Here is a 12,407-nt window from a genome sequence, read left to right on the forward strand (position 1 = left end):
GTCCCAAGCGCTTGCTCTAGGACGGGCGTGCAGGCTTTTTTCGACTTTACCTATGCGAAAAAAAGAGTAGAGTGGCGCGCCTTCCGATCTGCCCCACAGTGCTTTATGAAGTTTCGCTCAGTATCAGTCTCCGCTACCCCAACCCCTCCCAGTGTTACCCCACCCAAGCGCTTTTCGATGCGCGTGGCCGAGTGGCTGCTGGACAGCCCGCGCCTGGGCGAAAACTCCAACGTCAAACACTTCGCCGGACGCTTGCTCAAGCAGCCTGCCCGTGAAGGCGTGGTGGCCGCGCAAAGCCGTCTCGGCCAGTTGATGTGCCGCGAATGCGGTAATGCCCTGGATCGCCGCATTGGCCAGGAGCTGTTGCGTCAGGCCGCGCGTGCGGGCGACCGACGCGCGCAACAGGAACTGGGCCTGACCGAAGACTGAGCTGTCCAAGACCTGACGCCTTGGTTAACCTTCACGCTTTATCTAATCGGCAGGAGTGGCTATGGCGATGGACTTGACCAGCGCATTGCTGGGGCTGGCGGGCGCTGGGCTGCCGTTACTGGTGCTGGCCTGGCAACTTCAGCGTCGAGCGAGTGCGGGGCAGGCCGAGCTGGCGCTGCTGGAGGAGCGCCTTGCCATCGCCCAACTGACGCAGGACGGCTTGAATGCTCAGCTTGACACTTGCCGTGATGAAATCGCCGACCTGAGCCAAGCCAACGCCGCCAAACAGGCCGATCTGGCCGCCGTGCGCCGTGAAGTCGAACTGCTGCAGATCGAACGCGACGACGCCCGCGACGCGGCCCACGCCTGGAACATCGAACGCGCCGGCAAAGAGGCTGAGTTGCGTCGCCTCGACGCTCAGGCCGCTTCCCTTAACGCCGAACTGCGTGAGCAGCAGGAAAGCCATCAGCAGCGCCTCAACGACCTGCAAGGCTCGCGGGACGAACTGCGCGCGCAATTCGCCGAGCTGGCGGGCAAGATCTTTGACGAACGTGAGCAACGTTTTGCCGAAACCAGCCAACAGCGTTTGGGGCAGTTGCTCGATCCGTTGAAGGAACGTATCCAGTCGTTCGAAAAACGCGTCGAGGAAAGCTATCAGGCTGAAGCTCGCGAGCGCTTTTCCCTGGCCAAGGAACTGGAACGGCTGCAACAACTGAACCTGCGCCTGAGCGACGAAGCCACCAACCTGACGCGAGCCTTGAAAGGGCAGAAAACCCAAGGCAACTGGGGCGAGCTGATTCTCGAGCGGGTGCTTGAGCATGCAGGCCTGGAGAAGGGGCGTGAGTACCAGACCCAGGTCAATCTCAAGGGGCCGGACGGTGAGCGTTTCCAGCCGGATGTGATTATTTACCTGCCCGGCGACAAGCAGGTCGTGGTCGATTCCAAGGTCAGCCTCACGGCCTATCAGCAATATGTGGCGGCCGAGGACGATGCCATCGGCCAGATCGCCATCAAGCAGCACGTGCTGTCCCTGCGCAATCACGTCAAAGGCCTGGCCGGCAAGGACTACAAGCGGCTCGACGGCTTGCACAGCCTGGATTTCGTGCTGCTTTTCGTCCCGATCGAAGCGGCGTTTTCCGCGGCGTTGCAGGCTGAGCCGACGTTGTTTCAGGAGGCATTCGACCGCAATATCGTGATCGTCAGCCCGACCACGCTACTGGCCACCTTGCGGGTCATCGACAGTCTGTGGAAGCAGGAGCGCCAGAGCCAGAACGCCCGGGAAATCGCCGAGCGCGCCGGCTGGCTGTACGACAAGTTCGTGTTGTTTATTCAGGATTTGGACGAGGTCGGCAATCGCTTGCAGCAACTGGACAAGGCTTACAGCAACGCACGCAACAAGCTGACAGAAGGCCGTGGCAACCTGGTCAGTCGCAGCGAACAGCTCAAGTTGCTCGGAGCGCGGGCCAGCAAGAGCTTGCCGGCGGACCTGCTGGAGCGGGCGATGACCGATGTCGATGGCTTGGCCGAGTTGCCGGAGTAAAGAGCAAAAGATCGCAGCCTTCGGCAGCTCCTACATTGACTGCGTGCAAACCCGATTCTGTAGGAGCTGCCGAAGGCTGCGATCTTTTCGAAGGCAACACAGACCTCAATCATCACCCTACAACGGTAAATGCCGACTCAACAACGCCCGCAACGCCGCCGGTTTCACCGGTTTGGCCAGGTAATCCAGGCCCGCCGCATGCACCTGGGCCACCGTCTCCGGCCGTCCATCTGCACTGATCACCACCCCCGGCACCGGCTCGCCCAGTTGCGTGCGCAACCACGCCATCAACTCGGTTCCGGTCTCGCCATCGTCCAGGTGGTAATCCACCAGCGCCAATTGCGGACGCACCCCGTCGCCGAGCAGCGTCGCGCATTCATCGCGGTTGCGCGCGGTCCAGACCTGGCAACCCCAGCGGGTGAGCAAACTATTCATACCGATTAAAATGCTGTCTTCGTTATCGATACACAGCACCTGCGCGCCACCGAGCAAATGGCCATTGAGTTCGGCCACTTTGGCCGGCGTCGTGGTTTGTACCCGAGCCAGTGGCACGCTGACGCTGAACACGCTGCCGCGACCCGGCCAGGAACGCACGCGCAAGGTGTGGCCCAGCACACGACACAGTCCATCGGCAATCGCCAGGCCCAAGCCCAGGCCTTTCTCGGCTCGGGTCTGGTGGCTGTCGAGGCGTTTGAACTCTTCGAAAATCACCTGCAGTTTATCTTCCGGAATACCCGGTCCACGGTCCCAAACCTCCAGGCACAGCTCGCCGTTGCGCCGCCGAACGCCCAGCAGCACCGGCCCTTTGGCATAGCGGAAAGCATTGGTCAGGAAGTTCTGCAAGATCCGTCGCAGCAGTTTGATGTCGCTGTCGACGCGCAGCGCGCTGCCCCTGACGCGGAATTTCAATCCCTGTTCCTGAGCCAGTGCCTTGAACTCGGCGCCTAGCGTATGGAACAACTCATTGAGCGCGAAGGGCTTGCGATCAGGGTTGATCTTGCCGTTTTCCAAGCGAGAAATGTCCAGCAGGTCGCTGATCAGGTCCTCGGCCGAGCGCAGTGAACTGTCCAGGTGATGAACCAGCTTTTGGGCTTCACTGGACAAACTGTCTTCCTGATGGGAGAGCGCGGCAGAGAACAGTCGCGCAGCGTTCAGCGGTTGCATCAAGTCATGGCTGACGGCAGCCAGGAAACGGGTTTTCGACTGGTTGGCCGATTCGGCGGTGCCCTTGGCTTCGGTCAGGGCAACGTTGAGTTGCGACAGCTCGTGGGTCCGTTCGGTGACCCGTTGCTCGAGGCCTTCGTTCGCTTCGGTCAGCGCCTGCTCGGCCTCGCGGAACGCGGTGATGTCGGTGAAGCTCATGACGAAACCGCCGCCCGGCATCGGGTTACCGATCAGCTCGATCACTCGACCATTGGGGAACAGCCGCTCGGAGGTATGGGCGCGGCCCTGACGCATCCAGTGCAAGCGACGGGCGACGTGCACTTCCGCTTCGCCGGGCCCGCACAGACCGCGCTCAGCGTTGTAGCGAATGATGTCGGCAATCGGCCGGCCAACGCTGATCAAACCGTCGGGGTAGTTGAATAACTCAAGGTAGCGCCGGTTCCAGGCCACCAGTTTCAGCGACTGGTCGACCACGCTGATGCCCTGGGTGATGTTCTCGATGGCGCCTTGCAGCAGGGCGCGGTTGAACTGCAGCACTTCCGAGGTTTCGTCGGCGATCCGCACGACATCCTCGAGTTGCATTTCCCGACCTTCAATCGCGGCTTTTACCACCGCCCGGGTCGAAGATGCGCCGAGTACACCGGCCAGCAAGCGTTCGGTATGGGCGATCCATTCACCGTCCGCGTTCTGGTTCGGGTTGAAGCCTTTGCCCTGACGGTAGGCGAAACGAAGGAAACTCTGACGAGCCCGCTCTTCGCCGACAAAACGGGCGGCCAGTTGCTGCAAGTCATTGATCTGTACCGCCAGCATCGAACGGGCGCTCGGGCGGGCGCTGATTTCCTGGCCGATGAAGCGGCCGGCCTGCCAGTGCTCTGAAACCCGCGTGCGCGACAGCACCGAGACCCAGGCGAACAAGGTGAAGTTGCCCGCCAGGGACAGCACCACGCCTTGCGTCAGCGGCGTGATCGGCAGGTTCAACGGGTTGCCTTGTAGCCATGCCAGCCCCGGAAAACTGCTCAGGGGCAAGCCGAGGCTTTTGGCGGCGATCGGCAACACCAGAGTGTAAAACCAGAGGAACGTCCCAGCGGCTAGCCCCGCGAATACCCCTCGACGGTTAGCCTGTTTCCAATACAGCGCGCCGAGCATGGCCGGGGCCAGTTGGGTCACGGCGGCGAAGGCGATCTGGCCAATGGTCGCCAGGCTCGCGGTGGAGCCCAGCAGTCGATAACTGACGTAGGCCAGCAGCAGAATGACCACGATGCTCACCCGGCGCACCGAAAGCATCCACTGACGGAACACTTCGAACGGCCGCTCGGCGTTATTACGCCGCAGTAACCAAGGCAGCAACATGTCGTTGGAAAGCATGGTCGACAGCGCGACGCTGGCCACGATCACCATACCGGTCGCCGCCGAAGCGCCGCCGATAAACGCCAGCATCGCCAGAGCAGGGTGAGATTGGGCCAGAGGCAGGCTGATGACAAATGAGTCCGGCAGCACCGAACTGGGCAACAACATCTGACCGGCCAGCGCGATCGGCACGACAAACAGCGCTGCCAGCGCCAGATAGGCCGGGAACACCCACTTGGCCAAACGCAGATCCTGAGGATCGATGTTTTCCACTACGGTCACATGGAACTGCCGGGGCAGGCAGATGATTGCCATCATCGCCACGCCGGTTTGCACCACCATGGAAGGCCAATTGATAGTTTCTTTCCAGTACGCTTCGAGGCGCGGGGCGAGCATGGCCTGGTCGAACAGGTCGTCGAATCCGTCGTACAAGCCGTAGGTCACGAATGCGCCAACCGCGAGAAAAGCGAACAGCTTGACCAGCGATTCAAAGGCAATCGCCAGCACCATGCCGCGGTGGTGTTCTGTGGCGTCGAGGTTGCGGGTACCGAAAACGATGGTGAACAGCGCCAGCACCAGCGACACGATCAGCGCCGTGTCTTGCGCGCGCGTGCCCATGGCGTCAGCGCCGGCACCGATCAGCAGGTTCACGCCCAGCACGATGCCCTTGAGCTGCAAGGCGATGTAGGGCAATACGCCGACCAGGCAGATCAGTGCCACCACGACCGCCAGCGACTGGGATTTACCGTAGCGGGCGGCGATGAAGTCGGCGATGGAGGTGATGTTTTCCTGCTTGCTGATCATCACCATTTTTTGCAGGACCCACGGCGCGCACACCAGCAGCAGGATCGGCCCGAGGTAGATCGGCAGGAATGACCAGAGTTGTTCGGCCGCCTGGCCCACGGCTCCAAAGAATGTCCAGCTGGTGCAATAAACGGCCAGCGACAGGCTGTACACCCAGGCACGTACCCCTGGCGGCAACGGCGCGCTGCGCCGGTCACCGTAAAAGGCGATAGCGAACAGGATAGCCATATAGGCCAGGGCGACGGTGGCGATCAGCCCGATGGACAGCGACATGGGAACTCCAGACAAAAGACCTCCGGGACTGCGCCCGGTCAGGACAGTCTCGCATGACCGCTTGAGTTAGTCAGTGTCGACCAAGGTCGTGGCGTGGCGGGGTGTCGCAGGTTGGGAGGCCGTCAGATCTTTGGTGTCTGTGCGGCCTTCATCGCGAGCAGGCTCGCGATGGCGGTTACTGATTCAACGCAATATCAATCAACCGATGCAACTCTTCAACCTCCAGCGACTGCATCGCAAACAGGATGCGAAACACCGTCGGCGCCACCACCATATTGATCAGTCGATCGGCACTCGGCTTCGGCTGCTCGGGATAGCGATCCAGAATCGTCTGCAACTGCCCGCCAATGATCGTCACGCAATAGCCCGGCGTGGCGCTGGATTGCACATCGCGCATCATGTTGCGCCCGGGCTCGGAACTCATCTCGTCCAGATACTGCTCCGCCCAGGCCAGCACGTCACCGCGCAGGCTGCCGGTGTTGGCCGGCTCGCTGTCGGGGCGCATGCGGGCGAGGGCGACGTCGGCCAGCAGCGCTGACAGATCACCCCAGCGCCGGTAAATGGTCGACGGCGTCACCCCGGCCCGTGCAGCAATTTGCGGCACCGTCACGCTGGCGCGATCCTGTTCTTCGAGGAGTGCGCGGACTGCCGAGTGAATCGACTCTTGCACCCTGGCGCTGCGGCCACCAGGACGTAAACCTTCTTTAATAGCCATACGGCGGACCTTAACACAAAGAATTTGCTTTAAGCGTTTACCAGTAGCACACTCCGCAAAAGCAAAAAGTTAGCTTTTGCGGAGTGTGCTTATGTCCCGTCTAACGTCAAACCGTTCCAGCCTGTGGTTTCTGGCGATCACCTTACTCAGTTTTCTCGCCGCTTCCACCGCGCCAACGCCGTTGTATCACTTGTATCAAGAACACCTGCAGTTCTCGGCAGCGACCCTGACCCTGATTTTCGGCGTCTACGCCCTCAGCTTGCTGGCGGCGTTGCTCACGGTCGGTTCGCTTTCGGATTATCTGGGGCGCAAACCGGTGATTTTTACCGCCGTATTGCTGAACATGCTGGCGATGTTGCTGTTTATCAACGCCGACAGCGTCGCCTGGCTGATCAGTGCGCGGGTCCTGCAGGGTTTTGCCACGGGCATGGCCACCGCCGTTTTGAGTGCGGCGCTGCTGGACACCGACCGTCAGCAAGGGCCGATGGTCAACAGTGTCGCGCCGTTGCTGGGCATGGCGCTGGGAGCCATGGGCTGCGGCGTGTTGGCCGAGTTTGCGCCGCTGCCGCTGCAATTGACCTATTGGGTGCTGTTCGCGCTGTTTGTGATGCAAGCGCTGTATGTCTGGCGCCTGCCGGAAAGCGTCACTCGACAACCGGGTGCCTGGGTCTCGCTACGCCCGACCCTGCATGTGCCGATTCAGGCGCGGCGGATGCTGTGGCGAGTGCTGCCGATAGATCTGGCGGTGTGGGCGCTCGGTGGTTTTTTCGCTTCTTTGGCGCCGTCTCTGGTGCGGACCGCCACCGGGTCCACCTCGAATCTGATTGGTGGGGCTACGGTGGCCGTGTTGACGGTGACCGGCGCCTTGATGATCTACACCTTGCGCAATCGGCCGGCCGACAAAGTCTTGCTGTTGGGCGCGAGCCTGCTGCCTGCGGGCGTTGCGCTGATTCTGCTGGCGGTACACAGCGCCAGCCTGCCGTTGTTTTTCTTCGGCACTCTGGTGGCGGGCGGCGGTTTTGGAGCGGGTTTCCTGGGTGCCTTGCGAAGCATTGTGCCGCTGGCCTTGCCTCATGAGCGGGCGGGGCTGATGTCGGCGTTTTATGTACTCAGTTACCTGGCGTTCTGTTTGCCGTCGTTGCTGGCCGGTAGTCTGACGCGGACCTTTGGCTTGGTGGCAACCACCGATGGTTATGGCGCAGTGCTGATCATTCTATCGCTTGGTGCGCTGGTCGGGTTGATGCGTGTGCAGACTGTCAAAGTCTGTGGCGTTGATGTTCGATGACTGTTGGCCTTGGCACCGAGACCGAAGGCAGCGTCTGATGCCATATCTGCAAAACAGATAACAGTTAGAGATATTACACGTTATATCGATATTCGATTCGGATCTATCATGAACTCCACCTCACCAGAGGACAGGAGATCATCATGACCTGCACCCATAGCGTTAAACCCGGTATCAAACCGCTCAGTCATTTGCAGCACCCTCGAGAGGCCATCCGTCAATTCACCCCCAACTGGTTCGCGGCGACCATGGGCACGGGTGTATTGGCACTGGCCCTTGCGCAATTGCCGGTGTCGAATCCCGGTCTGCATGCGTTTGCCGAAGGCCTGTGGCTGTTCAATATTGTGCTGTTTGTTCTGTTCACGGCCATGTACGCCGCGCGTTGGGTCATGTTCTTCGACGAGGCGCGGCGGATTTTTGGACACTCCACGGTTTCGATGTTTTTCGGCACCATTCCCATGGGTCTTGCGACCATCATCAACGGCTTTCTGTTGTTCGGTCTGCCGCGCTGGGGTGACGGCGTGATTCATCTCGCCGAAGTACTGTGGTGGCTGGATGTGGCGATGTCGCTGGCCTGCGGCGTATTGATTCCCTACATGATGTTTACCCGCCAGGAACACAGCATCGACCAGATGACCGCCGTCTGGCTGTTGCCGGTGGTGGCGGCGGAAGTGGCGGCTGTCAGCGGCGGTTTGCTGGCGCCGCACCTGGCCGACGCTCATTCACAACTGGTGGTGTTGGTGACCAGCTACGTGCTCTGGGCCTTTTCCCTGCCGGTGGCGTTCAGCATTCTGACCATCCTGTTGCTGCGCATGGCGTTGCATAAATTGCCCCACGAAAATATGGCCGCCTCGAGCTGGCTGGCCCTTGGGCCGATTGGCACCGGTGCGCTGGGCATGTTGCTGTTGGGGGCTGATGCGCCAGCGATCTTCGCCGCCAACGGTTTGCCGGGCATCGGAGAGATCGCTGCGGGGCTTGGCTTGGTGGCCGGCATTACGCTGTGGGGCTTCGGGTTCTGGTGGATGCTGATGGCGCTGTTGATCACTGTCCGTTACTTGCGCGCCGGTATCCCGTTCAATCTCGGCTGGTGGGGCTTCACCTTTCCGTTGGGCGTCTATTCTTTGGCGACGTTGAAACTTGCGAGCACGTTGCACCTGACGTTTTTCAGTGTCTTTGGCTGTGTGTTGGTGGCGTTGTTGGCGGTGATGTGGCTGATTGTCGCCAAACGCACGGTGCAGGGCGCATGGCGGGGTGAGTTGTTTGTTTCGCCGTGCATTGCAGGATTAAAGAAATAACCGGCAAAGATTGGGTAATCTGTGGCCTGGATCGACGTTCCACTCCAAAACAGTATTCATGCCACTCGCTACCCAAAATCAGCTACCCAAAATCAGGGACACATGGAAGATGAGTCACCCCTCGCAGTTCACCTTGCTTCGCACTCGGCGCTTCCTGCCGTTTTTTGTCACGCAGTCCCTTGGGGCCTTCAACGACAACATATTCAAGCAGTCGCTGATCCTCGCCATTTTGTACAAGCTGACCATCGAGGGTGACCGTTCGATCTGGGTCAACTTGTGTGCGTTGCTGTTTATCTTGCCGTTTTTCCTGTTCTCGGCCCTGGCCGGGCAATTCGGGGAAAAGTTCGCCAAGGACGCGCTGATCCGTCTGATCAAGCTCGGGGAAATCGTCATCATGACGGTGGGTGCAGTCGGTTTCATGTTCGATCACCTGTCGCTGATGCTGCTGGCGCTGTTTGCCATGGGCACCCACTCGGCGCTGTTCGGGCCGGTGAAGTACTCGATCCTGCCGCAGGCCTTGCGCGAAGAAGAACTGGTGGGTGGCAACGGCCTGGTGGAAATGGGCACCTTCCTGGCGATTCTCGCCGGGACCATTGGTGCCGGGATCATGATGTCCGCCAGCAATTACGCACCGGTCGTGTCCGCGGCAATCATCGGGATCGCAGTGCTCGGTTACCTGGCCAGCCGCAGTATTCCCCGGGCCGCAGCGGCATCGCCGGAAATGCGTTTGAACTGGAACATCTTCAGTCAGTCCTGGGCCACCTTGAAACTGGGTCTCGGACAAACCCCTGCGGTATCGCGTTCGATCGTCGGCAACTCATGGTTCTGGTTTGTCGGGGCGATTTATCTGACGCAAATCCCGGCGTATGCCAAGGAATGGATGCACGGCGACGAGACCGTGGTGACGCTGATTCTTACGGTGTTCTCGGTCGGTATCGCATTGGGCTCGATGCTCTGTGAGAAATTGTCCGGGCGCAAAGTCGAGATTGGCCTGGTGCCGTTCGGCTCATTCGGTCTGACGGTGTTTGGCCTGTTGCTGTGGTGGCATTCCGGCGGAATTCCGGACAGCATTACCGGCCATGGCTGGATCGAAGTGCTGGGGTTCGGTCACACCTGGCTGGTGTTGATCGACATCCTCGGGCTTGGGGTCTTCGGCGGTTTCTACATCGTGCCGCTGTATGCGCTGATCCAGTCGCGCACCGCCGAGAATGAGCGGGCACGGGTGATCGCCGCCAACAACATTCTTAACGCCCTGTTCATGGTGGTGTCGGCGATTGTGTCGATCGTCTTGCTGAGCATTGCCAAGCTGTCGATCCCGCAGCTGTTCCTGGTGGTGTCGCTGCTGAACATCGGCGTCAACGCCTACATCTTCAAAATCGTCCCCGAGTTCAGCATGCGCTTCATGATCTGGCTGCTCGGCCATTCCATGTATCGCGTCGAACATCGCAATCTGGAGCTGATTCCCGATGAAGGCGCGGCATTGCTGGTTTGCAACCATGTGTCGTTCGTCGATGCCTTGCTGATTGGCGGTGCAGTGCGTCGGCCGATTCGCTTTGTGATGTATTACAAAATCTACAATCTGCCGGTGCTGAACTTCATCTTCCGCACGGCGGGGACGATTCCGATTGCCGGGCGTCAGGAAGACATTCAGATCTACGAAAAAGCCTTCACCCGCATCGCCCAGTATTTGAAGGACGGCGAGTTGGTGTGCATTTTCCCTGAAGGCAAGTTGACCGCCGATGGCGAGATCAACGAGTTCAAGGGCGGGCTGACGCGGATTCTCGAAGAAACGCCGGTGCCGGTGATACCGCTGGCGTTGCAGGGGTTGTGGGGGAGTTTCTTCAGCCGTGATCCGAACAAGGGGATGTTTCGTCGGTTGTGGTCGCGGGTGACCCTGGTGGCGGGGCCGGCGGTGGCCGTTGAAGTGGCTGAGCCGGCGACATTGCAAGGGTTGGTGGGGGAATTGCGTGGGGCCGTCAGGTAGTCGTTAATCGGGCGGGCCTCTTCGCGGGCAAGCCTCGCTCCTACAGGTTGAGGACACACCACCAACCCCTGTAGGAGCGAGGCTTGCCCGCGAAGACGGTAGAGGCCTAAGCGCTAACCTTGAGCCCAATCAACCCGGCAATAATCAACGCCACACTGACGAGTCTGAACAACGCCATGGATTCACCAAACAAAATGATCCCGGCGATCACCGTACCCACCGCACCCACGCCAGTCCAGATCGCATAGGCCGTGCCCAGCGGCAATTCCTTCATGGCAAGGCCCAGCAGGCCAAGGCTGATCGCCATGGCGGCAATGGTCAGTGCGGTAGGAAGAGGGCGGCTGAAACCGTCGGTGTATTTCAGGCCGACGGCCCAACCGACTTCGAACAGGCCAGCGAAAAACAGAATGATCCAGGACATCAGAGACCTCCATCGATGGATGGGGTCGTCCCCGGATTAATGATTCGATCGAGCCGCGAGGTCGTCCTCGCGTTGCGCAATAGAGTGCCCATCATTAACCCGAGGATCAAGTTTTCGGCTTAATCCACCGCCTGCTGAGCAGCGATTTGCCGGTCTTCTTTCTCGCTCATACGACGGAAATACGTCGAGAGCAGCGCCCCGGAAATGTTGTGCCAGACGCTGAACAACGCACTTGGCACCGCCGCCAGCGGCGAGAAGTGCGCACTGGCCAGGGCCGCGCCCAGGCCGGAGTTCTGCATGCCGACTTCCAGTGCCAGGGATTTGCGCTGGGCCAGTGGCAGGTTGAACAGGCGCCCGGTGAAGTAACCCAACAAGTAGCCGAAGCTGTTGTGCAACATCACCACGGCCATGATCAGCAGGCCGGATTCGGCAATCTTCGCCTGGCTGGCGGCCACCACGGCGGTGACGATGATCACGATGCTCACCACCGACACCAGCGGCAATACATCCACCGCGTGACGAACCCGATCACCGAGTACGCGCTGGGCAACCACGCCAAGCACGATCGGCAGCAGCACGACTTGCAGGATCGACCAGAACAGCTCCATGAACGACACCGGCAACCAGGCCGAGGCCAGCAGCCAGATCAGCGCCGGCGTCAGCAACGGAGCGAGGAGGGTGGTGACGGCGGCAATAGCCACCGATAACGCCAGATCGCCACGGGCCAGCCAGGTCATCACGTTCGACGAGGTGCCGCTTGGGCAGCAACCGACCAGAATCACCCCGACAGCAATCTCTGGCGGCAGGTGGAAAACCTGGCAGAGCAACCACGCCACACCGGGCATGATCACGAAATGGGCGACCACGCCCAAAGCCACACGCCACGGATGGCGAGCGACTTCGGCGAAGTCTTCGAGCTTGAGGGTCAGGCCCATGCCGAACATCACCAGCCCCAGCAGCGGCACGATGGCGCCTTTCAAGCCGATGAACCAGGTCGGTTGCACAAACGCCACGACGGCGAAAACCAGTACCCAGTAAGCGAAGGTGTTGCCGACAAAACGACTCAATGCAGCCAGTGCGCGCATGGCCTGATCCTTGTTTAAGTAGCACCACAAAACCAATGTGGGAGCGAGCCTGCTCGCGATGAGGG

At 60.3% G+C, this 12,407-nt stretch carries 9 protein-coding genes; 5 read left to right on the plus strand and 4 right to left on the minus strand.

What is annotated here, in order from left to right:
• Window positions 1-105 precede the first annotated feature (105 nt).
• A complete protein-coding gene (locus AB7M22_RS04935; protein ID WP_081501309.1) occupies window positions 106-429 on the plus strand; it encodes an SEL1-like repeat protein in 324 nt (107 codons plus the stop codon).
• A gap of 175 nt (window positions 430-604) precedes the next feature.
• A complete protein-coding gene (rmuC, locus tag AB7M22_RS04940; RefSeq protein ID WP_162831691.1) occupies window positions 605-1,969 on the plus strand; it encodes a DNA recombination protein RmuC in 1,365 nt (454 codons plus the stop codon).
• 117 nt (window positions 1,970-2,086) lie between these two features.
• Here rmuC and AB7M22_RS04945 read toward each other — a convergent pair whose 3' ends face one another.
• Together AB7M22_RS04945 and AB7M22_RS04950 are read right to left on the minus strand one after the other, a co-directional pair.
• On the minus strand, window positions 2,087-5,557 hold the full coding sequence (locus AB7M22_RS04945) for a hybrid sensor histidine kinase/response regulator (RefSeq protein ID WP_454185427.1): 3,471 nt from the start codon (window positions 5,555-5,557) through the stop codon (window positions 2,087-2,089).
• Between the two features lie 175 nt (window positions 5,558-5,732).
• Window positions 5,733-6,272, minus strand: coding sequence for a TetR/AcrR family transcriptional regulator (locus AB7M22_RS04950; protein WP_454185428.1), 540 nt, complete (start codon window positions 6,270-6,272; stop codon window positions 5,733-5,735).
• Between the two features lie 91 nt (window positions 6,273-6,363).
• On the opposite strand from AB7M22_RS04950, the gene AB7M22_RS04955 reads away from it, so the two are divergent.
• The 3 genes from AB7M22_RS04955 (at window position 6,364) to AB7M22_RS04965 (ending at window position 10,836) form a co-directional block, all read left to right on the plus strand.
• Window positions 6,364-7,557 (plus strand): MFS transporter, encoded by a 1,194-nt coding sequence (locus AB7M22_RS04955; RefSeq protein WP_454185429.1) that lies wholly within the window; start codon window positions 6,364-6,366, stop codon window positions 7,555-7,557.
• 143 nt (window positions 7,558-7,700) lie between these two features.
• Window positions 7,701-8,852: a TDT family transporter gene (locus AB7M22_RS04960; RefSeq protein ID WP_454185430.1), complete on the plus strand. Its 1,152-nt coding sequence runs from the start codon at window positions 7,701-7,703 to the stop codon at window positions 8,850-8,852.
• Window positions 8,853-8,961: 109 nt separating this feature from the next.
• Window positions 8,962-10,836 carry an MFS transporter gene (locus AB7M22_RS04965; RefSeq protein ID WP_454185431.1) on the plus strand — a complete coding sequence of 625 codons (1,875 nt, stop codon included), beginning with the start codon at window positions 8,962-8,964 and terminating at the stop codon, window positions 10,834-10,836.
• A gap of 106 nt (window positions 10,837-10,942) precedes the next feature.
• Here AB7M22_RS04965 and sugE read toward each other — a convergent pair whose 3' ends face one another.
• Together sugE and AB7M22_RS04975 are read right to left on the minus strand one after the other, a co-directional pair.
• Window positions 10,943-11,257 carry a quaternary ammonium compound efflux SMR transporter SugE gene (sugE, locus tag AB7M22_RS04970; protein ID WP_454185432.1) on the minus strand — a complete coding sequence of 105 codons (315 nt, stop codon included), beginning with the start codon at window positions 11,255-11,257 and terminating at the stop codon, window positions 10,943-10,945.
• A gap of 119 nt (window positions 11,258-11,376) precedes the next feature.
• Window positions 11,377-12,342: a bile acid:sodium symporter family protein gene (locus AB7M22_RS04975; protein WP_454185433.1), complete on the minus strand. Its 966-nt coding sequence runs from the start codon at window positions 12,340-12,342 to the stop codon at window positions 11,377-11,379.
• Between the last annotated feature and the right edge of the window lie 65 nt (window positions 12,343-12,407).

Source organism: Pseudomonas sp. ADAK2 TE3594 (genome assembly GCF_053628675.1).

Coding starts and splice junctions, on each gene's coding strand:
- AB7M22_RS04935 (WP_081501309.1), top strand. CDS start 106: ATGAAGTTTCGCTCAGTATCAGTCTCCGCTACCCCAACCCCTCCCAGT.
- AB7M22_RS04945 (WP_454185427.1), bottom strand. CDS start 5,557: ATGTCGCTGTCCATCGGGCTGATCGCCACCGTCGCCCTGGCCTATATG.
- AB7M22_RS04950 (WP_454185428.1), bottom strand. CDS start 6,272: ATGGCTATTAAAGAAGGTTTACGTCCTGGTGGCCGCAGCGCCAGGGTG.
- AB7M22_RS04955 (WP_454185429.1), top strand. CDS start 6,364: ATGTCCCGTCTAACGTCAAACCGTTCCAGCCTGTGGTTTCTGGCGATC.
- AB7M22_RS04960 (WP_454185430.1), top strand. CDS start 7,701: ATGACCTGCACCCATAGCGTTAAACCCGGTATCAAACCGCTCAGTCAT.
- AB7M22_RS04965 (WP_454185431.1), top strand. CDS start 8,962: ATGAGTCACCCCTCGCAGTTCACCTTGCTTCGCACTCGGCGCTTCCTG.
- sugE (WP_454185432.1), bottom strand. CDS start 11,257: ATGTCCTGGATCATTCTGTTTTTCGCTGGCCTGTTCGAAGTCGGTTGG.
- AB7M22_RS04975 (WP_454185433.1), bottom strand. CDS start 12,342: ATGCGCGCACTGGCTGCATTGAGTCGTTTTGTCGGCAACACCTTCGCT.